19 protein-coding genes are annotated in these 23383 nt (G+C 73.0%); 14 read left to right on the top strand and 5 right to left on the bottom strand.

Features of this window, described 5'->3' with window-relative positions:
* Positions 1-98: 98 nt before the first annotated feature.
* A complete protein-coding gene (locus ABZ930_RS35475) occupies positions 99-1259 on the bottom strand; it encodes a glycosyl hydrolase 53 family protein (RefSeq protein ID WP_361557564.1) in 1161 nt (386 codons plus the stop codon).
* A gap of 255 nt (positions 1260-1514) precedes the next feature.
* On the opposite strand from ABZ930_RS35475, the gene ABZ930_RS35470 reads away from it, so the two are divergent.
* The 10 genes from ABZ930_RS35470 to ABZ930_RS35425 all read left to right on the top strand — a co-directional run bounded on the left by ABZ930_RS35470 (position 1515) and on the right by ABZ930_RS35425 (position 15884).
* Positions 1515-2852, top strand: coding sequence for an extracellular solute-binding protein (locus tag ABZ930_RS35470; protein WP_361557561.1), 1338 nt, complete (start codon positions 1515-1517; stop codon positions 2850-2852).
* Positions 2849-3802: a sugar ABC transporter permease gene (locus tag ABZ930_RS35465; RefSeq protein ID WP_361557558.1), complete on the top strand. Its 954-nt coding sequence runs from the start codon at positions 2849-2851 to the stop codon at positions 3800-3802. Before ABZ930_RS35470 ends, ABZ930_RS35465 begins: the two co-directional genes overlap by 4 nt.
* The gene (locus tag ABZ930_RS35460; RefSeq protein WP_361557555.1) at positions 3799-4686 is read left to right on the top strand and encodes a carbohydrate ABC transporter permease; all 888 of its coding nucleotides are present in this window, start codon (positions 3799-3801) and stop codon (positions 4684-4686) included. The genes ABZ930_RS35465 and ABZ930_RS35460 overlap by 4 nt, the downstream gene beginning before the upstream one ends.
* Positions 4687-4794: 108 nt before the next feature.
* Positions 4795-5832 (top strand): LacI family DNA-binding transcriptional regulator, encoded by a 1038-nt coding sequence (locus ABZ930_RS35455; protein ID WP_361557552.1) that lies wholly within the window; start codon positions 4795-4797, stop codon positions 5830-5832.
* Positions 5833-6190: 358 nt separating this feature from the next.
* Positions 6191-7444 carry an FAD-binding protein gene (locus ABZ930_RS35450; RefSeq protein ID WP_361557548.1) on the top strand — a complete coding sequence of 418 codons (1254 nt, stop codon included), beginning with the start codon at positions 6191-6193 and terminating at the stop codon, positions 7442-7444.
* A 117-nt stretch (positions 7445-7561) separates the two neighbouring features.
* Positions 7562-10408: a glycoside hydrolase family 2 TIM barrel-domain containing protein gene (locus ABZ930_RS35445; RefSeq protein ID WP_361557545.1), complete on the top strand. Its 2847-nt coding sequence runs from the start codon at positions 7562-7564 to the stop codon at positions 10406-10408.
* A 223-nt stretch (positions 10409-10631) separates the two neighbouring features.
* Positions 10632-11609 (top strand): aminoglycoside phosphotransferase family protein, encoded by a 978-nt coding sequence (locus ABZ930_RS35440; protein WP_361557543.1) that lies wholly within the window; start codon positions 10632-10634, stop codon positions 11607-11609.
* A 91-nt stretch (positions 11610-11700) separates the two neighbouring features.
* Positions 11701-12423: a hypothetical protein gene (locus tag ABZ930_RS35435; RefSeq protein ID WP_361557540.1), complete on the top strand. Its 723-nt coding sequence runs from the start codon at positions 11701-11703 to the stop codon at positions 12421-12423.
* A gap of 118 nt (positions 12424-12541) precedes the next feature.
* Positions 12542-14596 (top strand): NAD(+) synthase, encoded by a 2055-nt coding sequence (locus ABZ930_RS35430; protein WP_361557537.1) that lies wholly within the window; start codon positions 12542-12544, stop codon positions 14594-14596.
* A 55-nt stretch (positions 14597-14651) separates the two neighbouring features.
* A complete protein-coding gene (locus tag ABZ930_RS35425; protein ID WP_361557534.1) occupies positions 14652-15884 on the top strand; it encodes a pyroglutamyl peptidase in 1233 nt (410 codons plus the stop codon).
* Positions 15885-15907: 23 nt separating this feature from the next.
* Here the strand turns inward: ABZ930_RS35425 and ABZ930_RS35420 are convergent, their stop codons facing one another.
* Positions 15908-16927 (bottom strand): helix-turn-helix domain-containing protein, encoded by a 1020-nt coding sequence (locus ABZ930_RS35420; protein ID WP_361557531.1) that lies wholly within the window; start codon positions 16925-16927, stop codon positions 15908-15910.
* Positions 16928-16996: 69 nt separating this feature from the next.
* Here ABZ930_RS35420 and ABZ930_RS35415 point away from each other — a divergent pair, with 69 nt between their 5' ends.
* Together ABZ930_RS35415 and ABZ930_RS35410 are read left to right on the top strand one after the other, a co-directional pair.
* Complete coding sequence (locus ABZ930_RS35415; RefSeq protein ID WP_361557528.1) at positions 16997-17971, top strand: NADP-dependent oxidoreductase; 975 nt, start codon at positions 16997-16999, stop codon at positions 17969-17971.
* Positions 17972-18134: 163 nt separating this feature from the next.
* Positions 18135-19070, top strand: a complete 936-nt coding sequence (locus ABZ930_RS35410; protein WP_361557525.1) for an SAM-dependent methyltransferase — start codon at positions 18135-18137, stop codon at positions 19068-19070.
* Positions 19071-19080: 10 nt separating this feature from the next.
* On the opposite strand, the gene mmuM is transcribed toward ABZ930_RS35410, so the two are convergent.
* On the bottom strand, positions 19081-20022 hold the full coding sequence (gene mmuM / locus ABZ930_RS35405) for a homocysteine S-methyltransferase (RefSeq protein WP_361557522.1): 942 nt from the start codon (positions 20020-20022) through the stop codon (positions 19081-19083).
* A 118-nt stretch (positions 20023-20140) separates the two neighbouring features.
* On the opposite strand from mmuM, the gene ABZ930_RS35400 reads away from it, so the two are divergent.
* Positions 20141-20509, top strand: a complete 369-nt coding sequence (locus ABZ930_RS35400) for a VOC family protein (protein ID WP_361557519.1) — start codon at positions 20141-20143, stop codon at positions 20507-20509.
* A gap of 21 nt (positions 20510-20530) precedes the next feature.
* Here ABZ930_RS35400 and ABZ930_RS35395 read toward each other — a convergent pair whose 3' ends face one another.
* Together ABZ930_RS35395 and ABZ930_RS35390 are read right to left on the bottom strand one after the other, a co-directional pair.
* Positions 20531-21238 (bottom strand): helix-turn-helix transcriptional regulator, encoded by a 708-nt coding sequence (locus ABZ930_RS35395; RefSeq protein WP_361557516.1) that lies wholly within the window; start codon positions 21236-21238, stop codon positions 20531-20533.
* Positions 21235-22188: an AraC family transcriptional regulator gene (locus ABZ930_RS35390; protein WP_361557513.1), complete on the bottom strand. Its 954-nt coding sequence runs from the start codon at positions 22186-22188 to the stop codon at positions 21235-21237. Before ABZ930_RS35390 ends, ABZ930_RS35395 begins: the two co-directional genes overlap by 4 nt.
* Positions 22189-22268: 80 nt before the next feature.
* Between ABZ930_RS35390 and ABZ930_RS35385 the strand changes: the two genes are divergently transcribed.
* Entirely contained in the window at positions 22269-23099 is an 831-nt protein-coding gene (locus ABZ930_RS35385) for an NAD(P)H-binding protein (RefSeq protein ID WP_361557510.1), read from the top strand.
* The last annotated feature ends 284 nt before the right edge of the window (positions 23100-23383 follow it).

The raw sequence follows: 23383 nt of genomic DNA, 5'->3' as shown, positions 1-23383 counted from the left end.
GCGCAGTTCCCCCTTCCCCTGGACGAGCGGAGCTCGTTTCAGGGGCGCGGGGAACTGCGCGACCAGCCACGACGTGGCCCGCACCCGACGACGAACCCCTACCTCCGATACCGGCCCAGAACATCCAGCGCCGGCAACGCACGGTCGCCGAAGTCGAACAGCGCCAGGTTCTCCCAGGCATTGCCGGACGCCGGATCGGCCGGGTCCCAGCCGTCGCCCGCCCGATAGGTCCACACGCCTTCCCAGTAGCAGTAGCCGAGCCCCTTGCCCCCGGGGACGCCGGCCTGGAGGTCGGCGACGGCGCGCAGCCAGTCGGCCTGGCCCTTCGGGGTCGCGGGGAAGCCCTCGGTGAGCTGGGACTCGCTGTTGAGGATGTCGTTGGTGGCGTCCTCGCTCTCCAGCGTGAAGGGGTAACCCGTCTCGGCGATCACGACGGGCTTGTCGTAACGGGCCGCCAGATCGGCGAAGTTGGCGGCCGCCGTCGCCAGGTCGCCGTGCCAGAAGGGGTAGTACGACTGGGCGATGATGTCGAAGTCGAGCCCGTACGTAGTGATCGCATTGTCGAACCACCAGCGGGAGGTGGCGTTGTCGCCGCCGGAGGCGATGTGCAGCATCGTGCGGGCCCGGGGCGTCGTGTCGCGGACGGCCTGGAGCCCCGCCCGGAGGAACTTCGCGGTGACGTCCCAGCCGCCGGAGCCGTCGCCCCAGTTCTTGCCCTCGGGCCACACCAGTCCGCCGTTGATCTCGTTGCCGACCTGCACGAGGTCGGCCGGGGTGCCCTGGCGGCGCAGGGCGCCGAGCACGTCGGCGGTGTGGTCGCGGACGGCGCGGGTCAGGCCCGCGACGTCGAGTCCGGCCCAGGCGGCGGGCTTGTACTGCTTCGACGGGTCGGCCCAGGTGTCGGAGTAGTGGAAGTCGATCCAGATGCCGATGCCCTCCTTCCGGAGGCGGCGGGCCAGCGGCAGGATCCGGCGCTTGGTGTTGTAGCCGTCGGCCGGGTCGAGCCAGACCTTGAGCCGGGCGTGGGTGACCCCGGCGCGGGCGAGGATGCGGACGGGGTCGTCCTGCTTGCCGTCGGCGTAGCGGTAGACGGCGCCGTGGGCCTCGTCCTTGGGCAGCGAGGAGATGTCGCAGCCCCGGATCTCCAGGCCCCGCGGCCGGCCGGGCGCGCCGGCTGCCGCGAGGGCCGGGGCGGCGCCGAGCACGGGCGCGGTGAGGGCTCCGGCCGCGGCGGCGGTCAGGACGGTTCGTCTGCGCATGAGGGTCCTTTCAAGGCTGTAACCGGGCACAGGATTCTCGGGTCACGACATGCACTGGCAACAAGTAAGTAACCCTCAACCGCACTCATTGACAAGGGAACGAAACAATTCTCTACTGTGCACGATCACAGAACAGCACGACCCATCGTGCACAGCCGCCCGGCCTTCCTGCCTCTCGTGCCCACGCCGTCACGGCGCGGAGCCCCCCACGGGGACCCTCAGGGACACCCGGCGCGGACCCGTCTTCCAGGGGAGATGAAGATGTCGATCCACCGTCGTGAAATCCGCAGGCGCTCCGTCCTCGCCGGCACGCTCGCCACCGGTCTCGCCGGTACCCTCGCCGCCTGCGGCGGCTCCGACGACAGCGACTCCGGCACCGAGTCCGGTCCGGTCCGGCTCACGTACTGGTCGTGGGCGCCGAACATGGAGAAGGTCGCCGCGATCTGGAACAAGAAGCACCCCGACATCACGGTGACGGTGTCCAAGCAGGCCAGCGGCGGCGAGATCGTCACCAAGCTGATCACAGCGAAGAAGGCGGGCAACGCCCCCGACCTGATCCAGGTCGAGTACCAGTCGCTGCCGACCCTGGTCTCCAACGACGTCCTCGCCGATCTGGCCAAGGAGGCGAAGGAGCTGAAGTCCAAGTTCGCCGAGGGCACCTGGGGCATGGTCACGCTGGGCACGGACGCGCTCTACGCGATACCGCAGGACTCCGGGCCGCTGATGTTCTACTACCGCGAGGACCTGTTCGAGAAGTACGAGCTGTCCGTCCCGAAGACCTGGGACGAGTTCGCCGAGGTGGCCCGCGCCGCGAAGAAGGCCGACCCCGACGCCTTCCTGACCACCTTCTCCTCCAACGACTCCGGCCTGTTCGCCGGTCTCGCCCAGCAGGCCGGCGCCAAGTGGTGGACCGTGGACGGCGACGGCACGTGGACCGTCGCCGTCGACGACGCGGCCACCGAGAAGGTCGCCGGGTTCTGGGGCGGACTCGTCGAGGAGGGGGTCGTCGACAACCAGAAGATGTACACCCCGCAGTGGAACAACGCCCTGAACAAGGGCACGAACCTGGTCTGGGTCTCGGCCGTGTGGGCGCCGGGCGTCCTGGTCTCCTCCGCCCCCGACACCAAGGGCAAGTGGCGGATGGCGCCGCTGCCGCAGTGGAGCGAGGGCGAGAACAGGACCGGCAGCTGGGGCGGCTCCTCGACGGGCGTGTCCACCGACTCGAAGCACAAGGCCGCCGCGGTGGAGTTCATCACGTGGCTCAACACCGATCCGGAGGCCCTGGCCGCGCTGGTCGAGCACGCCGGCATCTACCCGGCCGCCACCGAGGCCCAGTCCGGTGACGTCCTGGAGACGCCCGCGTTCTTCACGAACCAGAAGGACTTCTACGACGAGGCCGCCACGATCTCCGACACCGCCGTCGCCTCGGCCTGGGGCCCGAACGTGCAGACCTGCTACGACGCCTTCATGGACAGCTTCGGCAAGGCCTGCAAGGCGAAGAAGAAGTCCCAGTTCGTCTCCTCGGTCGGCGTGATGCAGGACAAGACGTACGCCGACATGAAGAAGCAGGGCTTCAAGGTGGCCGCCGGATGACCAGCACTCCGTCCGCCGCCGGCCCGGTTCCGGGCCGGCCGGTCCGGGTCCGGCGCCGGGGGCGCGGCGCGCCGTACTGGTTCCTCCTGCCGACGCTCCTGCTCTTCGCCGCGTTCACGGTCGTGCCCATCGGCTACGCGATCTGGATCAGCCTGCACAAGGTGGAGGTGCAGGGCGCGGGGCTCGGCTCGGGCGCCCGCCAGGAGGTCTGGAACGGCCTCGCCAACTACACGGCCGTGCTGCAGAACTCCGAGTTCGGCCACAGCGTCCTGCGCGCCTTCGGCTACGGCCTCATCGTCATCCCGACGATGCTGGGCCTCGCCCTGGTCTTCGCCCTGATGCTGGACACCCCGAAGCTGCGCGCCGGATCCTTCTCACGGCTGGCGATCTTCCTGCCGTACGCCGTGCCGGGCATCATCGCCGCGCTGATGTGGGGCTTCCTGTACCTGCCGGACGTCAGTCCCTTCTACTACGTCCTGCGCGCGCTCGACCTGCCCGAGCCCGACCTGTTCAGCGGCGGCACGCTCTACCTCACCTTCGCCAACATCGCGGTCTGGGGCGGCACCGGCTTCAACATGATCGTGATCTACACGGCGCTGCGCGCCATCCCGCAGGAGATCTACGAGGCGGCCCGCATCGACGGCGCCTCCGACGTGAAGATCGCCCTGCGGATCAAGATCCCGATCGTGCTGCCGTCCCTCGTGCTCACCTTCTTCTTCTCGGTGATCGCCACCCTCCAGGTCTTCACCGAGCCCAAGGCGCTGCAACCGATCAGCAACGGCATCTCCAGCACCTGGAGCCCGCTGCTCGCGATCTACAACGCCGCGTTCGGCACCAACGACCTGTACGGGGCGTCGGCCACGGCCGTGGTGCTGGCCGCCGCGACCTTCCTCCTCTCGTTCGCGCTGCTGCGCGTCTCCGACCGCTTCACCCGGGAGGACCCGGCATGACGTCCCTGACCCTGACCCGGGGCGCCACGGACACCCGTACGGCCCGTGCCACCGGCCGGCGCACCGCCTGGGTGCCCACCCTCGTGCTGATCCTGGGCGCGCTGTACTGCCTGGTGCCGATCGCCTGGGTGGTGATCGCCGCCACCAAGAGCCGCTCCGAGCTGTTCTCCACGTTCACCTTCGCCCCCGGCTCCGGTCTCCTCGACAATCTGCACGACCTGTCGACGTACCGCGACGGCATCTACTGGCAGTGGATGGCGAACTCGGCCTTCTACGCGGGCCTCGGCGCCCTGCTCTCCGCGACGGTGTCGGCGGCGGGTGGCTACGCGCTCGGCCGGTTCGCCTTCCGCGGTCGGGAGTTCGTCTTCAAGCTGATGCTGGCCGGGGTGCTGGTCCCGGGCATCGTCCTGGCGGTCCCGCAGTACCTGCTCATGTCCGAGCTGGACCTCGCCGACTCGTACTGGTCGATGCTGCTGCCGTCGATCCTCTCCCCGTACGGCGTCTACCTGATGCGGGTCTACGCGAGCGCGGCCGTGCCCGCCGAACTCCTCGAGGCGGCGCGGATGGACGGCGCCGGAGAGTTCCGCATCTTCACCCGGATCGCCGTCCCGATGATGATGCCGGGCCTGATCACGGTGTTCCTCTTCCAGTTCGTCGGCATCTGGAACAACTTCCTGCTGCCGTACGTGATGCTGGCCGACGACACCAAGTTCCCGCTGACACTCGGGCTGTACACCCTGCTCGCCCAGGGCGCGTCGCAGCCCGCGCTCTACACTCTCGTCATCATGGGGTGTCTGCTGGCGGTCCTCCCGCTGATCGGGCTGTTCCTGGTGATCCAGCGGTTCTGGTCTCTCGACCTGTTGAGTGGTTCCATCAAGTCGTGACGCCCTGGTCCGGACCTTCCCGGGGCGGAGGGTTCCGGACCGGCACGACCCCACCCGCGGACGCACCGCACCGCCCCTGCCCGCTCCACCCCCGCACGATCGAGGACCATGACCACCAGCCCGAACGAACGCCGCAAGCCGCCCACCATCCACGACGTGGCACGGGTGGCGGGGGTGTCCCGCGGTACCGTCTCCCGCTATCTCAACGGCGGGCACTACGTCTCGCCCGCGGCCCGGCAGTCGGTGGAGGCCGCCATCAAGAAGACGGGCTACGTCGTCAACCGGCACGCCCGCAGTCTCAGCACCGGCCGCTCGGACTCGGTGGCGTTCCTGCTGACGGAGCCGCAGGAGAGGTTCTTCGAGGACCCGAACTTCAATGTGCTGCTGCGCGCCTGCACCAAGGCGCTCGCCGAGCGCGACATCACCCTGCTGCTGATGATCGCGGGCACGCCGGACGAGCGGCGGCGCAATCTGCGGTACATCACCTCCGGCCACGTCGACGGCGTGCTGCTGGTCTCCTCGCACTCCGGGGACCCGGTCGCGGCCGAACTGCGCGACGCAGGGGTGCCGTTGGTGGCGTGCGGGCGGCCGATGGGGATCGGGGCGGCGGGGCGGAAGGTCAGCTACGTCGCCGCCGACGACCGGGACGGGGCGCGCGACATGGTGCGGCACCTGCTGTCGCTCGGGCGGCGCCGGATCGCCACCGTCACCGGGCCGCTGGACACGCCGGGCGGGGTGGACCGGCTCGCCGGGTACCGGGAGGTGCTGGCCGAGACGGGGATCGCGGTCGACGAGCGGCTGATCGTCACCGGTGACTACAGCCGGGCCGGCGGTGAGGCCGCCGCGGAGCGGCTTCTCGCGGACGGGGTGGAGTTCGACGCGATGTTCGTGGCGTCGGATCTCATGGCGCAGGGGGTGATGGGGGCGCTGGGGCGGGCCGGGCTGCGGGTGCCGGAGGATGTGGCGATCGGGGGGTTCGACGACTCGCCAGCGGCGCTCGCCACGCAGCCGGAGCTGACCACGATTCGGCATCCGCTGGACCGGATCAGCTCGGAGATGGTGCGGGTGCTGCTCGCGCAGATCAGCGGGGAGGATCCGGCCGCGGTGATCTTGCCGACGGAGCTGGTCCGACGGGGCTCGGCCTGATCCGACCGTCACCGGCGCCGCCACCCACGCGCGGCTCTCGTCGTGGCCGGTCGCGCAGTTCCCCGCGCCCCCAGGCAACCGATCCAGCTCGGCACAGCCCGTGCCCGACCACGCGCGGCTCTCGTCGTGGCCGGTCGCGCAGTTCCCCGCGCCCCTGAAGGCTGCGCTTCGCGCGCCTTCCCCTGGGGGCGCACGCAGTGCGCATCTCAGGGGCGCGGGGAACTGCGCGAGAAGCGGCCACCGGGCCGCGGACGAAGGACGACCCAGGGGCGCGGGGAACCGCCTGGCGGGCCCCCGGGACCACGGAACCCCGCCCGTGATCCAATCGGCCCCAGGACCGCATGAAAGGCCGACCGCCATGCCCGACACCCGCCCCATGAACTGGGCCCGCAACATCACCTTCTCCGCCGACGCCGTACACCGCCCGGCCACCCCCGACGCCTTGCGGCAGCTCGTGGCGCGGAGCCCGCACGTCCGGGTCCTCGGCAGCGGCCACTCCTTCAACCGGATCGCCGACGTGGACGAAGCCCGCGACGGCACCCTGGTCTCGCTGGGCGCCCTCCCCGCGGGGATCGACATCGACACGGCCGCGCGCACGGTACGGGTCGGCGGCGGCGTCCGCTACGCCGAGCTGGCGGCGCAGCTGCACGCCCACGGCCTCGCGCTGCCGAACATGGCGTCCCTGCCGCACATCTCGGTGGCCGGTTCGGTGGCGACCGGCACCCACGGCTCGGGCAACGGCAACAAGTCGCTCGCCGAGGCGGTCCGCGCCGTGGAGATCGTCACCGGGAACGGCGAGACCGTCACCCTCGCGCGCGGCGACGACGGCTTCGACGGCGCCGTCGTCTCGCTGGGCGCGCTCGGCGTCGTCCTCTCCCTCACCCTGGACGTGGAGCCGGACTACGAGGTGAGCCAGCACGTCTTCCGTGAACTGCCTTTCCAGGGGCTGGACTTCGAGGCCGTCACCTCGTCCGCGTACAGCGTGAGTCTGTTCACCAAGTGGCGCGGGCCGCACTTCGACCAGGTGTGGGTGAAGCAGCGGCACCCGCTGTCCGTCGACTTCCCGTGGGCCGAGCCGGCCACGGACAAGCAGCACCCCGTGCCGGGCATGCCCGCGGTCAACTGCACCGAGCAGTTCGGTGTGCCGGGACCCTGGCACGAGCGACTGCCCCACTTCCGGGCCGAGTTCACCCCCAGCAGCGGCGAGGAGCTCCAGTCGGAGTACCTGCTGCCGCGCGAGCGCGCGGTCGCGGCACTGGCCGCGCTGGACGGCGTACGGGACCGGATCGCGCCGGTGCTCCAGGTCTGCGAGGTGCGGACCGTGGCCGCCGACGCGCAGTGGCTGAGCCCGGCGTACGGGCGGGACACGGTCGCCTTCCACTTCACGTGGGTCGCGGACACGGCGCGCGTCCTGCCGGTCGTGTCGCTGGTCGAGGACCGGCTGCGGGACGTCGACGCGCGGCCGCACTGGGGGAAGGTGTTCACCGCCGAGCCCGCCCGGATCGCCGCGCGCTATCCGCGGGCCGCCGACTTCGGTGCGCTCGCACGGCGGCTCGACCCCGCGGGCAAGTTCGCCAACACCTTCGTGCGCGAGCTCTTGCCGAAGCCCTGACCTTCCCTCTCCCTGCTGGACTTTCATGCCACTTGTTGGACTTTCGCCACCTTTTCTCCCAGCTCTTCCGCCAGGACATCTAGCGTGAGGCGCAGTCGCACTGCTGCTGGGAGACACATGTCCTTCTCGTATGTCGATGACGTCCTGCCGGGTTCGGGAGCGCTCCCGCCGCGCAGTTGGTACGCAGCTTCGTCCGCGCACGCGCTGTCGCTGAACGGCGCGTGGCGGCTGCGGGTGGCGCCGACCGCCGACGCGTACGACGCGTCCTTCGCCGCCGAGGGATACGACGCCGGGGACTGGCCCGAGGTGCGGGTGCCCGGCCACTGGGTCCTCCAGGGCGACGGCGCGTTCGGTGCCCCGGTCTACACGAACCACCTCTACCCGTTCCCCGTCGACCCGCCGCACGTGCCCACCGAGAACCCGACCGGTGACCACCTGCGCGTCTTCGACCTGCCGGACGACTGGCCGGACGCGGGCGCGGGCGGTGGCGCCGTGCTGCGGTTCGACGGGGTCGAGTCGTGTGCGCGGGTGTGGCTGAACGGCACGGACCTCGGCGAGTTCAAGGGCAGCCGGCTGCCGCACGAGTTCGCGGTCGGGCAGCTGCTGAAGCCGGCCGGGAACACCCTCTCGGTCCGTGTCCACCAGTGGTCGTCGGGCTCGTACCTGGAGGACCAGGACCAGTGGTGGCTGCCCGGCATCTTCCGGGACGTGACGCTGCTGCACCGGCCGGCGGGCTGCGTCCTGGACTTCTTCACGCACGCCTCCTACGACCACACCGCCGGTCTGGGCACGCTGCGCGTCGACAGTGACGTGGACGGCCGGGTCACCGTGCCCGAGCTGGGGATCGACGTCGCGACCGGTGAGCCGGTGACCGTGCCGGTCGAGCCGTGGACGGCGGAGACACCGCGCCTGTACGCGGGCGAGCTGGCCACGGACGGCGAGCGCGTGCCGCTGCGCGTCGGGTTCCGGACGGTGGCCTTGGAGGACGGCCTGATCAAGGTCAACGGCACCCCGGTCCTCTTCAAGGGCGTCAACCGGCACGAGTGGCACCCCGAGCACGGCCGCGCCCTCGACCTCGAAACGATGCGCCACGACGTCGAGTTGATGAAGAAGCACAACATCAACGCCGTCCGCACCTCGCACTATCCGCCGCACCCGGCCTTCCTCGACCTGTGCGACGAGTACGGTCTGTGGGTCGTCGACGAGTGCGACCTGGAGACCCACGGCTTCGTCGAGCAGGGCTGGCGCGACAACCCCGTCGACGACGACCGCTGGACCCCGGCCCTCCTGGACCGCGCGGCCCGCACGGTGGAGCGCGACAAGAACCATCCGTCGGTGGTGATGTGGTCGCTGGGCAACGAGGCGGGCACCGGGCGCGGGCTGACCGCCATGGCCGAGTGGATCCGCGGCCGCGACCCGGAGCGCCTGGTGCACTACGAGGGCGACGCCGACTGCCGTGACACGGACGTCTATTCACGGATGTACGCCGATCACGCCGAGGTCGAGCGGATCGGGCGGGGCCTGGACGGCGGTCCGGAGCGGCGTCGCGGGCTGCCCTTCATCCTGTGCGAGTACGCGCACGCGATGGGCAACGGCCCCGGCGGACTCGCCGACTATCAGCGGCTGTTCGAGCGGTACGGCCGTCTTCAGGGCGCGTTCGTGTGGGAGTGGATCGACCACGGGATCGCCGACGACCGGTTCGGGTACGCGTACGGCGGTGACTTCGGCGAGGAGCTGCACGACGGCAACTTCGTGTGCGACGGGCTCGTCTTCCCCGACCGCACCCCGTCGCCCGGCCTGGCCGAGTTCAAGAAGGTGATCGAGCCGGTCCTGATCGCGGTCGACGGCCCGTCCGGCACGGCGCGCGTCACCAACCGCTTCGACTTCCGCGATCTGTCGCACCTCTCCTTCGAGTGGTCGTACCAGGTGGACGGCGAGACGGTGGAGGCGGGCTCGCTCGTGGTGCCCGCGCTCGGCCCCGGCGAGAGTGCCGAGGTCAAGCTGCCCGCGCCGCCTGTCGACCGCCGGGGCGCGGAGACGCAGTGGACGGTGCGCGCCCTCGACGGCGACGGTCACGAGGTGGCCTGGGGCGAGGCGGTCGCGGCGCACCGGCCCGCTCCGGCCGGGGTGTTCGACGACCGTCCGGTCCTGGGTGAGCGGCTGGTCACGCTCGGCCCGGCCGCGTTCGACGCGCGCACCGGCGAACTGCGCACGATCGGCGGGGTCGAGGTGCTCGCGCCACGGCTGGACGTGTGGCGGGCGCCGACCGACAACGACAACGGGGCGAGCTGGCAGGACGGGGAACGACTCGGCCTTCGCTGGCGGGAGTTCGGCCTGCACCGCATGCAACACCGCGTGGATGGGGTGGAGTTGGGTGACGACGCGCTGACCGTGCGGGCCCGGGTCGCTCCGGCCGGCCGGGACCTCGGCCTGCGGGCCGTCTACCGCTGGACCGCCGACGCGAGCCGGTTGCGGCTGACGGTGTCGGTGGCGCCGGAGGGCGACTGGCGGCTGCCGCTGCCCCGGCTCGGCGTGCGGCTCGGCCTGCCCGGGGGCGCGGACCGGGTCCGCTGGTTCGGCGGCGGCCCGGGCGAGGCGTACCCGGACACGAAGGAGGCGTCGGCCGTCGGCCTGTGGCACTCCGACGTGGACGCACTCCAGACCCCGTATCTGCGGCCGCAGGAGAACGGGGCGCGGGCCGACGTGCGGTGGGCCGAGCTGGGCGGGCTGCGGGTCGAGGGCGACCCGGCGTTCTTCTTCACGGCCCGCCGCTGGACGACGGAGCGGCTGGACGCGGCCGAGCACCGTACGGACCTCGTGCGGGAGGGCGACACGGTGTGGGTGAACCTCGACCACGCCCAGCAGGGCATCGGCTCCCAGTCATGCGGCCCGGGCACGCTGCCGCGGTACCGCCTGACTCCGGAGCCCGCCGAGTTCGCCTTCGTCTTCCGCGAGGTGGAGTAGGCCCGCTCTGGACGGCCGGGGCGACGGTCCCGTGCGCCGCCCCGGCCGGGACGCCCGCCACCGCCGCGCCGACCACCCTCTGCGCGCCGAGGCGGGGGGCTTCCGCGGGCGTGGGGCGAGCGGTGCGGTGTGCCGCGGCCGTCCGGTGATCTGGTCGCCGCCGGTGCGCGAAAGGTTGCCGGTGATTCGCTCAAGAGGATGTGTCGCAGCCAAGGAGTGAACGATGAGCAGGGGTGGCGGTATGCGGGAACGGCTCGCCGGCGCGCTGGCCGCGGCGGGTGTCGCGTGGGGGGATGTCGGCGCGTACGAAGAACTCGACGGCGGCACGTTCAACACGGTGTTCCGGGTGCGCCGTTCGGGCGGGGGCGCCGGGATCGTGGTGAAGCTGGCGCCCGGGGCGGACGTGCCCGTGCTGCGGTACGAGGAGGGGATCCTCGGGACCGAGGCGTGGTTCTACGAGGTGGTGCGGGACGGGGCGGTCGGAGTGCCCACGCCCGTCGCGCTGGCGCCTGCCACGGCCGGTCATCTCGTGATGTCGGAGTGTGCGGGCAGGCCGTGGTCCGAGGTCGGGGAGAAAATGAGTGAGGAGGAACGGCGTTTGATGCGCGGCGAGTTGGGGACGTACGTCGCCGGTCTCCACGCGTTGGAGGGTGACGGGTTCGGATATCCCGCGCGGTCTCTGGGGCCCCTGCGCGGCACCTGGCGGGAGGCGTTCCTCGGGATGGTCGACGCCATTCTGCTGGACGCCGAGCGGTTCGGCGTCGCGCTCCCCCGGCCCGTCGACGAGGTACGGGAACTGTTCGCCGGGCACGGCGCGTTGCTGGACGAGGTGACCGTGCCGCGGCTCGTCCACTTCGACCTGTGGGACGGGAACATCCTCGTGGAGGACGGGCACGTCAGCGCTCTGATCGATGCCGAACGGGCCTTCTGGGGAGACCCTTTGGCCGAGTTCGTGTCGCTCGCGCTGTTCGGGGACATCGAGCGGGACGAGGACTTCCTGGCCGGGTACCGGGCGGCGGGTGGCCCGGCGGTGATCGACGAGGGCGGACGGCGGCGGCTCGCGCTCTATCAGGCGTACCTGTATCTGATCATGTGGGTGGAGGTGGCGCCGCGAGGGTACGACGCGGGGCGGGTGGAGTGGCTGCGGCGGCAGGTGGTGGAGCCGCTGGGCCTGACGCTCGACGGGTGGGCCCGACGCTGAGCCCCTGCCTCCGTCGATCGCGACGAAAGTCGCACCGGTCATGGACCATCGGCGGACGCCTGCCGCACCGGCGGCGCCCAGAATCGGACGCGTGAACACCGAGAAGACATCCCGCGCAGGCGCGCGGACCGCGACCGGGACCACCGCCCTCGCCGAACCGGCCTGGCTGACCGTGCTCGTGTGCGTCGCGGGCGGCGCGGTGCTCGGCGGCGCCGCCCGCCTGCTCGCCGCCTGGCTCGTGACGCTGCCGTGGGCGCCGTTGCAGGGGCCGGCCGAGCTGCTGACCTCGGTCGACGAGCCCTGGCGCAGCGTCGGCGCGGTCGGCGTGGGGGCGCTGGCGGGCCTGCTCGTCGGGTTCCTCGCCGTGGACGAGTCGCTGTCGGTCACGGTCGGCGACGAGCACGTCGCCCTCACCCTCAAGGGCGACACCCAGGAGTTTCCGCGCGCTGAGGTCGCCGTCGCCTTCCGGGACGGCAAGCATCTCGTGCTGCTCGGACCGGACGGCGCCGAGATCGCGCGGGAGGAGAGCGGTCTGCCGTGGCCGCGGCTCGCCGCCGCCCTCACCGCGCACGGGTACCGCTGGGCGGACGCGGACCCGCACGGGGACGCCTTCGCCCGCTGGGTTCCGGGAGCCGCCGGACTGCCCGTGGGAGCGGACGCGCTGCTGCGGGCCCGCGCCACGGCCCGCGGCGGGGACGGCAACGCCGAGGAGGCGCGGGAGCTGCGCGCGGAACTGTGGCGGCTCGGCGTCGTCGTCCGGGACGACAAGCAGCGCCAGTACTGGCGTCACGCGCACCAGCCCTCCCACGAGTGACGGCCTCCAGGGGCGCGGGGAACTGCGCGACCGGCCACGACGCACGCGCACCCGGCGGCGAAACAGCCCCGCCCCCGAAGAAACCCCCCGCAGGCACCACTCCCACCCGCTTGACATCATGGGACGCGTGAACTTCCGGTCGATCTACAGTCAGGGATTCGCGCGGGTAGCGGCATGCACCGGGCACGCCGCCATCGCCGATCCGCACGCCAACGCCGAGGCGATCCTGCGCCAGGCCCGTGAGCGCGCCGCGGACGGGGTGGCCGTCGCGGTCTTCCCCGAGCTGGGGCTCTGCGGCTACTCCATCGAGGACCTGCTGTTGCAGGACGTCGTGCTCGACGAGGTGGAGCAGGCGCTGGAGAGCGTCGTCGCCGGATCCGCCGAGCTGCTGCCGGTACTCGTGGTCGGCGCGCCGCTGCGCCACCGGGACCGGATCTACAACTGCGCGGTCGTCGTGCACCGGGGCCGGATCCTCGGCGTGGCCCCGAAGTCGTACCTGCCGAACTACCGGGAGTTCTACGAGCGCCGCCAGATCGCGGCCGGTGACGCCGAGCGCGGCGGAACGATCCGGCTCGGCGGCGCCGAGGTGCCGTTCGGCGTGGATCTGCTGTTCGCCGCCGACGACGTGACCGGCCTCGTGCTGCACGTCGAGATCTGCGAGGACATGTGGGTGCCGGTGCCGCCCGCCGCGGAGGCGGCCCTCGCCGGCGCGACCGTGATCGCCAACCTGTCCGGCAGCCCGATCACGGTCGGCCGCGCCGAGGACCGCAAGCTGCTCTGCCGGTCGGCGTCGTCCCGCTACCTCGCCGCCTACGTCTACGCGGCCGCCGGTCTCGGTGAGTCCACCACGGACCTGTCGTGGGACGGGCAGACGATGATCTACGAGAACGGGACGCTGCTCGACGAGACGGAGCGCTTCCCGCTGGGCGACCGGGCCGCGATCGCCGACATCGACCTGGACCTGCTGCGCCAGGAGCGGCAGCGCCAGGGCACCTTCGACGACAACCGGCGCACGCACGCCGCGCGCACCGGCGACTTCCGCCGCATCCCCTTCCGCCTCGACGCGCCCGCGACCGACTTCGGGCTGCGCCGCGTCCTGGAGCGGTTCCCGTTCGTGCCGGCGGACGCCGAGCGGCTCGCCCAGGACTGCTACGAGGCGTACAACATCCAGGTCGCGGGCCTGGTGCAGCGGCTCGGCGCGATCGGTGACCCGAAGATCGTGATCGGGGTGTCCGGCGGGCTCGACTCGACGCACGCGCTGATCGTCGCCGCCCGCGCGATGGACCGGGCGGGGCGGCCGCGCAGCGACATCCTCGCCTTCACCATGCCGGGGTTCGCGACCGGCGAGCACACCAAGTCCAACGCGCACGCGCTGATGAAGTCCCTCGGTGTCACCGCCGCCGAGCTGGACATCACCGACACCGCGCGGCTGATGCTGAAGGAGATGGACCACCCGTTCGCGGGCGGCGACCCGGTCTACGACGTCACCTTCGAGAACGTGCAGGCCGGACTGCGGACGGACTACCTTTTCCGGCTGGCCAACCAGCGCGGCGGCATCGTCCTCGGCACCGGCGACCTGTCCGAGCTGGCGCTCGGCTGGTGCACGTACGGCGTCGGCGACCAGATGAGCCACTACAACGTCAACAGCGGCGTGCCGAAGACGCTGATCCAGCACCTGATCCGGTGGGTGGTCAGCAGCGGGCAGTTCGGGGACGACGCCGGGGAGATCCTCACCGCGATCCTCGACACGGAGATCAGCCCGGAGCTCGTGCCGGGCGAGGAGCTCCAGTCGACCGAGTCGAAGATCGGCCCGTACGCGCTGCACGACTTCACGCTGTTCTACGTGCTGCGGTACGGGTTCCGGCCCACGAAGATCGCGTTCATGGCGTGGCACGCGTGGCGGGACGCCACTGCGGGGGCGTGGCCGCCCGGGTTCCCGGACGCCGACCACAAGGCGTACGAGCTGGCGGAGATCCGGCACTGGCTGGAGTACTTCTGCCGCCGGTTCTTCCAGTTCGCCCAGTTCAAGCGGTCCGCGATGCCGAACGGGCCGAAGGTGTCGGCCGGCGGTTCGCTCTCGCCGCGCGGCGACTGGCGGATGCCGTCGGACAGTTCGGCGCGGGCCTGGCTGCGGGATCTGGAGCGCTGGGACCCTGCCGACATCGGCGACTGATCGCGCTACGGTCCTCATCGACGACTTGATCGCCGACCGAGAGGACCGAACTCCCTTGAGAGCGCCACGTGTTCGTCTCACCGTTCTCGGTGTCGTACTGCTGACGGGGCTCACCGCCCCGCTTCCGGCAGCCGCGGCCACCACCGCCACCGGCACCGTCGAGGAGGCCCGGCTCGACCGGGCCGCACCTCGGGAGATCCTGCGCCGCTCCGGCTTCGACGAGGCGGCGCCCCGGTTCGAGCGGGCGCTGGCCGGTGCCCGCACCTACGGGCAGGCCGAGCGTGCCGTCGCCCGGGAAGGGGCGCGGCTGTGGCGCCGGGCGGTGGACCGGGTGCAGGGGCGCGGGCCCGCCGGCGGTGATCTCAGCCGCGACGACGACCGGCCGCTGTACTGGGCACGGCTTTCGATGACGCGTGAACTGCGTTCCTGGGAGCCGGGGTTCGGGCTGAGCGAGACCCGCAGGGCCTCGCTCCTCGACCGGCTCGACCGGGCCTCGCGCGGGCAGGACGACATCGGCTATCCGCGCGGCAAGGGCCTGAAGCGGGTCTTCGTGACCGGCTTCGACCCGTTCCAGCTCGACATCGACGTACGCCGCTCCAACCCGTCCGGCGCCGCGGCCCTCGCCCTCGACGGCACGGTGGTCCGGACGGCGGACGGGCCCGCCCGGATCGAGGCCGTCACGTTCCCCGTGCTGTGGAAGGACTTCGCTGACGGCACCGTGGAGCGGGCGCTCAAGGGGGTCCTGCCGAAGGTCGACCTGTTCACCACGGTCAGCCAGGGCCGCGTCGGCCGCTTCGACATCGAGCGGACCAACGGCGCCTGGCGGGGCGGCTATCCGGACAACGACAACGTCTCGGACACCGGGACCGTCCCCGTCGGCGATCCGGCCACCCAGCCGCAGTGGACGTCGACGACGCTGCCGTACGCGAGGATCACGGCCGCGGACACCGGATCCTTCCCGGTGTACGACCACACGTCGGTGACCGAGATCCCGGCGGGCGCCACGGACCCCGTCGTCCGCCCGGACGGCCCGACCCCCGGCTCGACGGCGCGCGCGGGTGGCGGCGGCGACTATCTCTCCAACGAGATCGCCTACCGCGCGACCCTGCTCCGCGACCGGCTCGGCCTGCACGACAGCCTGCCCGGCGGCCATGTCCACACGCCGGTGCTGCAGTTCGCGGGCACCAACACGGATCCGGCGACGGGCACCGTCACCGACCCGGAGTTCGTAAGGAACAGGGTGGCGATCGTGGCGCAGCTGCGGGCGATCGTGGCGACCGCGCTGTAGGGCCTGCCCCGGGGCCCGCCGGTTCAGCCGCGGGCCCCCTCCAGGGCCTCCGCCCTGAACGTCCGCCGGTAGTCGCGCGGCGACACCCCGATGGCCGCGTGCAGGTGCTGGCGCAGCGAGGTGCCCGTGGCGAAGCCCACCTCGGCGGCGATCCGGTCCACCGGCAGATCGCTGGTCTCGAGCAACTGCCGGGCCCGGTGCACCCGCTGCTGGACGATCCAGCGGCCGGGGCTGGTACCGGTCTCCTCCTGGAAGCGCCGGGCGAAGGTGCGCCGGCTCATCCGGGCATGATCGGCCAACTCGCCGAGCGTCAGCGGCCGTTCCAGGTTCCGCAGGACCCAGGCGCGGGTGTCGGCGGTGCCGGTGCCGTCCTCCTCCGGCATCGGCTGCTCGATGTACTGGGCCTGGCCGCCGTCGCGCCACGGCGGCACCACGCAGTGCCTGGCCACCCGGTTCGCGACGGCGCTGCCGTGGTCGGAGCGGACCACGTGCAGGCACACGTCGACGCCGGACGCGGCGCCCGCCGAGGTGAGCACGTCGCCGTCGTCGACGAAGAGCACGTCCGGATCCAGGGCGATGTGCGGGAACATCCGGCGGAACAGGTCGGCGAGCGCCCAGTGCGTCGTCGCGGGCCGCCCGTCGAGCAGGCCGGCCGCGGCGAGGGTGAACGCGCCGGTGCAGATGGAGACGATCCGGGTGCCGGGCCGGATCCGGGCCAGCGCGGCGCGCACCGGCTCCGGCAGCTCGGCCGAGAGGAAGCGCAGGTCGAACGGGGGCACGACGACCGTGTCCGCCGTCTCCAGGGCCTCCGGGCCGTGCCCGACGGTGACGGTGAAGTCGGCGTTCGTCGCCACCGTGCGGTCCTGCGTCGCCGCGCACGTCACCACGTCGTACGCGCCCGGGACCATCGGGAAGACCCGGTTCGGGATGCCCAGCTCGAAGGGGTACACACCGTCGAGGGCGAGCACGACGACGCGGTGCGGCGGTGTCGTACGGAAGTCGACGGGCCGGGCGGAACCGGTCCGGGCGGGAGCCTGAGTCATGGCACGATCCTATCGGTTAATGACCATCTTGCCATTGCCGGGGCGGTGGCCCCGGCGCAGGCTGGACACATGACCAAGAACAACGGCGACCAGCCCGCGCAGCCCACCATGAAGGCCATCAGCCAGAACGCCCTCGGCGAACCCGACGTGCTCGAGGAGATCGAGACCGCCCGGCCGGAGCCGGGCGTCGGCCAGATCCTGGTGGCCGTGCACGCGGCGGGGGTGAACCCGACGGACTGGAAGCACCGCAGGTTCGGCGCCTTCCTGGGCAAGCCGCCGTTCACGCTCGGCTGGGACGTGTCCGGCGTCGTGGAGGCCGTCGGTGTCGGTGTGGCCCTGCACAAGCCCGGCGACGAGGTGATGGGCATGCTGCCGTACCCGTACGGCGCCGGTGCGCACGCCGAGTACGTCACCGGGCCCGCCCGCGCCTTCGTGCCCCGGCCCGCCGGGCTCGACCCCGTCGAGGCGGGCGCGCTGCCGCTGGTCTCGCTGACCGCCTGGCAGGCGCTCGTCGACCTCGCCGACGTGCGGCCGGGCCAGCGGGTCCTCGTGCACGCCGCCGCGGGCGGTGTCGGGCATGTCGCCGTGCAGATCGCGAAGGCGCGCGGCGCGTACGTCATCGGCACCGCGTCGGCGCCCAAGCACGACTTCGTCCGCTCGCTCGGCGCCGACGAGGTCATCGACTACCGCACCCAGGACTTCCGTGCGCAGGCCCGCGACGTCGACGTCGTCCTCGACACGCTCGGCGAGGAGACCCGGCTGCGTTCGCTGGAGGTGCTGCGGCCCGGCGGCATCCTCGTCTCGATCCTCCCGAACGGGTTCGGCGAGGTCCCGGCCCGGGCCCGGGAGCTGGGCGTGCGGGCCACCGCGATGCTGGTCGAGCACGACCAGGCGGGCCTGCGGGCCGTCGCCGGTCTGGTCGAGGAGGGCAGGCTGCGGGTGCACGTCTCGCAGACCTATCCGCTCGCCGACGCCGCGAAGGCGCACGAGGAGGGCGAGACGGGCCGGGTCACCGGCAAGCTGGTGCTGACGGTCCGCCCGTGACCGGCGCGCGGTGCGGGGCACGCTCCCCGCACCGCGCCGCGGACCGGTCCGGTGGCGCTCCAACGCGCTTCGCCGGAAGGGGACTTGTCCCACAGGTCACCGGGTTACCGTGTGCCCTGCCCGATCCCCTCACCCGCTCCTCCGAACGCGACAGGGACACCCGATGAGCGACTCCGCACCGGCCCCGAGAACCTCTCCCGCACCCGAAGGGCCCGCCGACACGGACCCGGACACCGCCGCCCGGATCCGCGACCGCATCGACACCACGCGCCCCCACCCGTCGCGCGTCTACGACGCGCTCCTCGGCGGCCGCAACCACTACCCCGTCGACCGCGCCGCCACCCTCAAGTCCCTGGAACACAATCCGCGCGGCTATCTCGACGTGCGGCACAACCGCGACTTCATCCGGCGCGCGGTGCTGCACCTGACCCGCGAGGCGGGACTGCGCCAGTTCCTCGACATCGGCACCGGGCTGCCCACCGCGCCGAACGTGCACGAGATCGCGCAGTCCGTGGTGCCCGACGCGCGGGTCGTGTACGTCGACCACGACCCGGTGGTCCTCGCGCACGCCCGCGCACTGCTGACCGGCGGCCCCGAGGGGCGCACCGCCTACCTCGACGCCGATCTGCGCGACCCGCACGCGATCCTCTTCGGCGCCCGCGCCACCCTGGACCCGGAACAGCCGGTGGCGCTGGGTCTCGCGGCGATCCTGCACTTCATGGAGTCGCCGGCGGCGGACGAGATCGTGGCGACGCTGCTCGACGCCCTGCCGTCCGGCAGCGCCGTCCTCCTCACCCACCTCACCGCCGACCTCAACCCGGACACCCTGCTCCCCGCCCTGCGGGCGACGGGCCTGGACTTCACGCTCCGCTCCCGCGAGGACGTGCTCCGCCTGCTCACCGACAACGGCCTGAAACCGGTCGACCCGGGCGTGGTCCCGGTCCACCGCTGGCGCCCGGACGGCACGTGGCACGGCTCCGGCCTGGAGCCGGAGGACACGGCGGGCCTCGACGCCCTGGAGGTGGCCGCGCGGCGCGGCATCGGCGACGTACGGGACGAGGACATCAACATCTACGGGGCGGTCGCCCTCAAGCCGTGAGCCGCGCCCCTCACCCCGGGCCCGGTCGGGCGAGGCTCGGGCCGATACGGGCGATCGCCGCGGGGCCGACCCGGCAGCATCCCCCGATCAGCCGTGCCCCCCGGTCGCGCCAGCCGGCCACCCGCTGCCCGGAGAACGAGCCCTGCCCGGCCCACCGGCGGGCCCGCGCGTCCCAGGTCTCGCCGCTGTTCGGATAGACCACCACCGGCTTCCCGGTGCTCCGCGCCGCCAGTTCGACCGCGCGGTCCACGTCCTCGGGCGCACAGCAGTTCACCCCGACCGCGATGATCTCCGGGACGTCGGCGGCGAGGGCGAACGCCTCGCCGAGCGGCTGGCCCGCGCGGGTGCGCTCGCCGTCGACGCTGTACGAGAGCCAGGCCGGGACCCCGAGTCCGCGCACCGCCCGCAGCAGTGCGCGGGCCTCGTCGGCGTCGGGGACGGTCTCCAGCGCGAGGACGTCCGGTCGTGCCCCGGCGAGCGCTTCGAGGCGGGGCCGGTGGAACCGCTCCAGCTCGGCGACGCTCAGCCCGTACCGGCCCCGGTACTCCGAACCGTCGGCGAGCATCGCCCCGTAAGGACCGGCGGACGCGGCGACCCACAGCGGTCGCCCGACCCCCGCCTGCCGCGCCGCCTCCCGCGCCAACTCGACGCTCAGCGACATCAGTTCGGCGGCGTGCCCGTGCCCGATGCCGTGCCGCGCGAACCCCTCGAAGGTGGCCTGGTAGCTCGCGGTGATGGCGACGCTCGCGCCCGCCTCGTAGTAGGCGCGGTGCGCGGCGACGATCGCCTCGGGGTGCTCGGCGAGCAGCCGCGCCGACCACAGCGCGTCGCTCAGGTCGTGCCCGGCGGCCTCCAGCTGGTTGGACAGCCCACCGTCGAGCACGATCGCCGCGTCGCCGCGCAGGGCGGACGCCAGGGAGCCGGGGCCGTCGGGGAACGCGCTGGTGTTCATGGGCCCGACGCTACCCGTGGTCGCGCGCGGGCCGGGAACGTCGCACGCGGCCCGGGACGAGGGACGGCGTCCGTTTCGTACAAGACCGGTGGCGTGCCGTCCGCCTACGGTGAGGCGCATGACCGACATCAGCATGCGCATGGACGCCATCGGCGTCGCCACCTCCGATCTGGCGGCGTCCCTCGCCTTCTACCGGCTCCTCGGCCTCACGTTCCCCGAGGGCGCCGAGCGGCAGCCGCACGTGGAGACGGAACTGGCCGGTGGGATCCGGCTGATGTTCGACCCCGTCGAGAGCACGGCGGACCAGGTCCGCGGCCGGATCGCGCTGGCCTTCCACTGCGGTGACGCGGCCGGGGTCGACGCGGCGTACGAGCGGGTGACGGCCGCCGGCCATCACGGCGAGAGCAAGCCGTTCGACGCGCCCTGGGGGCAGCGGTACGCGGTGGTGCTCGATCCGGACGGCAATCAGATCGACCTGTTCGCGTAGCGGGCTCGGTGGCTCACCGGCTCAGACGAGACCGCGCAGCGTCAGGCCCGTCAAGTCCTTGACGTCGCGCGAGAGATGGGCCTGGTCCGTGTACCCGGCGCGGGCCGCCGTCTCGGCGAAGGGGACGCCCGCGCGGGCCAGTGCGAGGGCGCGCTGGAGGCGCAGGACGCGGGCGAGCGTCTTGGGGCCGTAGCCGAACGCCGTCAGGGACCGGCGGTGCAGGAGCCGGGGGCCGAGGCCCGTCAGCCGGGCGGTCTCGGCGACGGTCGCGCCGGAGCGCAGCGAGCGCACGATCCCGGCGAGCAGCGGGTCGGGCGGGGCCGCCGCCGCGAGCCGGACGGCGACGGCCTCCAGTTCGGCGGCCGGGTCGGCGGCCGCGCCGATCCGCTCGGTGAGGCGGCGCACCCGCGCGGACGGCCACAGATCGGCCAGGCCGACACCGCGGTCGCGCAGTTCGTGGGCCGGGACGCCCAGCCAGGCGGGGGCGGCGCCCGGGGCGAACCGGATGCCCGCGTACCGGGTGACGCCGGACGGGGCGGGGCGGTGGGCGCGGGTGTCGGGGCCCGCGATCCGCAGCTCCCCCGTGCTGCCCGCCAGCCACAGCAGGTCCATGCAGCCGTCGGGCAGCACGGGCGCGACGGGGCCGTGCGCCGGGTCGATCGTGCGCGTCCACAGCACCGCGCCCGGCATCCCGGCGGCCCGCTCCGTGTATCCGCCGTCGCCCGTCATGACCGGTACTCCTGGGGGCTCACCCCGTACTCCCGCTTGAACGCGCTCGACAGGGCGAACGCGCTGCCGTACCCGACCCGGCGCGCGATCGCCGCGACGGTGAGCCCGCCGTCGCCGTCGCGCAGCGCGTCCGCGGCGAGCGCGAGCCGCCAGCCCGTGAGGTACGTCATCGGGGGCTCGCCCACGAGGTCGGTGAAGCGGCGGGCGAGCGCGGCCCTGGACACCCCGGACCTCTCGGCGAGTTCGGTGACGCTCCACGGGTGGGCGGGGTCGTCCTGGACGAGGCGCAGCGCCCGACCGACCACGGGGTCGCCGAGCGCCCGGTACCAGGCGGGCGCGTCGGCCTCCGGGCGCGCGAACCAGGCCCGCAGCGACGCGATCAGCAGCAGGTCGAGCAGCCGGTCGAGCACGACCTCCTGGCCCGGCTCGTCCTTCACGATCTCCTCGGCGACGAGCGGGGTCAGCGGGCACTGCCACACCTCGGTCGGCAGGACGAGCAGCGGCGGCAGCGCGTCCAGGAGGCGGGCGGTGATCTCGCCGCGCATCTGGTACGTGCCGATGAGCATCTGCGCGGGCCCGTCCGGGGACTCGCCCCACTCCCGCACGCCGAGGTCCCGGTAGCGGCCGGCGTGCTCGGGGCCGAGCGGCCGGCACACCTGGCCGGGGCCGATCTCGGCGCGCGGCGCGGTCGCCGGGTCGTCGCACGCGACGTACGGGGCCGGGCCGCGGGCGATGGCGATGTCGCCGGGGCGGATGTGCAGCGGCTTGCCGGTGGTGCCGTCCGCTCCCCCGGGCCCGGGCAGGATCCAGGCGTCGCCCTCGACCATGATCATGACGGTGAGCGGTGCCTCGTCGGCGATCCGCACCGCCCACGGCAGCTCGAACGAGGCCCTGATCATGAAGGCGCCGCGTGCCCGCGGTCCCTCCAGGAGCCCTGCGAAGACGTCCATGCGGCCAGCCTAGACGGACGCGTATGGAGGTGAGCGGTTCGGCGATGTCCGGCTGCCCGGCGGGGCAGTTGAGTGGACGCATGACAGAGAACAGCGGGAACACGATGACGGTACTGGTGACCGGAGCGACGGGACGGACGGGAAGCAGGGTCGCGGAGGCGGCGCGGGCGGCGGGGCTCACGGTGCGGGCGGCCTCCCGCTCGGGCGAGGTGCCGTTCGACTGGACGGATCCGGGGACGTGGGACGCGGCGCTGCGCGGCGCCGACGGGGCGTATCTCGCGTATCCGTCGGACATCGGCGCGCCGGACGCGGCCGCCGCGGTGGGGGCGCTGGCGCGGCGGGCGGTCTCGCTCGGGGTGCGCAGGCTCGTCCTGCTCTCGGCGCGCGGGGAGGAACTGGCGCGGCCGGCGGAGGAGGCGCTGCGGGTGCCGGGGGCGGAGTGGACGGTGCTGCGGTGCGCGTGGTTCGCGCAGAACTTCGGTGAGGGGCCGTTGGCGGACCAGGTCCGCGGGCCCGAACTGGCCTTCGCGGCGCCGGACGCGCTGCGGGAGCCGTTCATCGACGTGCGGGACGTCGCCGAGGTGGCGGTGGCCGTGCTGCGGGGGCCCGCGGGGCGGTACGGGGGCCGGGTACTGGAGTTGACCGGGCCGGAGCTGTTGACGTGGGGGGAGGCGTTGGCCGAGGTCGGGCGGGCGGCCGGTGAGGTGAAGCGGTATGTCGCGGTGCCGGTGGCCGCCTACGGTGCCGCGCTGCGGGAGTTGGGGGTTCCCGAGGAGGAGGCCGACTTCCTGATCGCCCTCTTCACCGCCCTCCTGGACGGCCGCAACGCCTCCCTGACCCAGGACGTCCCCCAGCTCCTGGGCCGCCCCGCACGCCCCTTCTCGACCTACGCGTCAGACACCTGGAAGTAGCCCGCCCCGCGAGGGGCACTGTGATCGCGGGTCACTGCCCGCCCCGACAGGGGCGCGGGGAACTGCGCGACCAGCCCCCACCGGGACGCACCCGCCAACGGCGCTGCACCAACCGCCCCTTGAAGCGCTCACCCCGCACCGGGGCGCCGCCTTGCCCACCCTGCCGCCCCAGGCGGCAGACTGCCCAAGGCTAGGGGGACTCGCCGGAGACGGCCGGGCGAGAGCCCAAGGCGGGGCGGGCCGGGCGCCAGCCCAAGGCGGCGGGGCGGCGGGGCGGGAGCCCA

Origin of the sequence: Streptomyces sp. NPDC046716, from assembly GCF_040645755.1 — a bacterium.
GTDB lineage: Bacteria > Actinomycetota > Actinomycetes > Streptomycetales > Streptomycetaceae > Streptomyces.
Note: the sequence above shows the minus strand (reverse complement) of the source record. Positions and strands in the feature narration are given on the sequence as shown.

Bases quoted from the DNA above. Each gene is read 5' to 3' on its own strand.
- ABZ930_RS35475 (WP_361557564.1), bottom strand. From the start codon at position 1,259: ATGCGCAGACGAACCGTCCTGACCGCCGCCGCGGCCGGAGCCCTCACC.
- ABZ930_RS35470 (WP_361557561.1), top strand. From the start codon at position 1,515: ATGAAGATGTCGATCCACCGTCGTGAAATCCGCAGGCGCTCCGTCCTC.
- ABZ930_RS35465 (WP_361557558.1), top strand. From the start codon at position 2,849: ATGACCAGCACTCCGTCCGCCGCCGGCCCGGTTCCGGGCCGGCCGGTC.
- ABZ930_RS35460 (WP_361557555.1), top strand. From the start codon at position 3,799: ATGACGTCCCTGACCCTGACCCGGGGCGCCACGGACACCCGTACGGCC.
- ABZ930_RS35455 (WP_361557552.1), top strand. From the start codon at position 4,795: ATGACCACCAGCCCGAACGAACGCCGCAAGCCGCCCACCATCCACGAC.
- ABZ930_RS35450 (WP_361557548.1), top strand. From the start codon at position 6,191: ATGCCCGACACCCGCCCCATGAACTGGGCCCGCAACATCACCTTCTCC.
- ABZ930_RS35445 (WP_361557545.1), top strand. From the start codon at position 7,562: ATGTCCTTCTCGTATGTCGATGACGTCCTGCCGGGTTCGGGAGCGCTC.
- ABZ930_RS35440 (WP_361557543.1), top strand. From the start codon at position 10,632: ATGAGCAGGGGTGGCGGTATGCGGGAACGGCTCGCCGGCGCGCTGGCC.
- ABZ930_RS35430 (WP_361557537.1), top strand. From the start codon at position 12,542: ATGGGACGCGTGAACTTCCGGTCGATCTACAGTCAGGGATTCGCGCGG.
- ABZ930_RS35420 (WP_361557531.1), bottom strand. From the start codon at position 16,927: ATGACTCAGGCTCCCGCCCGGACCGGTTCCGCCCGGCCCGTCGACTTC.
- ABZ930_RS35415 (WP_361557528.1), top strand. From the start codon at position 16,997: ATGACCAAGAACAACGGCGACCAGCCCGCGCAGCCCACCATGAAGGCC.
- ABZ930_RS35410 (WP_361557525.1), top strand. From the start codon at position 18,135: ATGAGCGACTCCGCACCGGCCCCGAGAACCTCTCCCGCACCCGAAGGG.
- mmuM (WP_361557522.1), bottom strand. From the start codon at position 20,022: ATGAACACCAGCGCGTTCCCCGACGGCCCCGGCTCCCTGGCGTCCGCC.
- ABZ930_RS35400 (WP_361557519.1), top strand. From the start codon at position 20,141: ATGACCGACATCAGCATGCGCATGGACGCCATCGGCGTCGCCACCTCC.
- ABZ930_RS35395 (WP_361557516.1), bottom strand. From the start codon at position 21,238: ATGACGGGCGACGGCGGATACACGGAGCGGGCCGCCGGGATGCCGGGC.
- ABZ930_RS35390 (WP_361557513.1), bottom strand. From the start codon at position 22,188: ATGGACGTCTTCGCAGGGCTCCTGGAGGGACCGCGGGCACGCGGCGCC.
- ABZ930_RS35385 (WP_361557510.1), top strand. From the start codon at position 22,269: ATGACAGAGAACAGCGGGAACACGATGACGGTACTGGTGACCGGAGCG.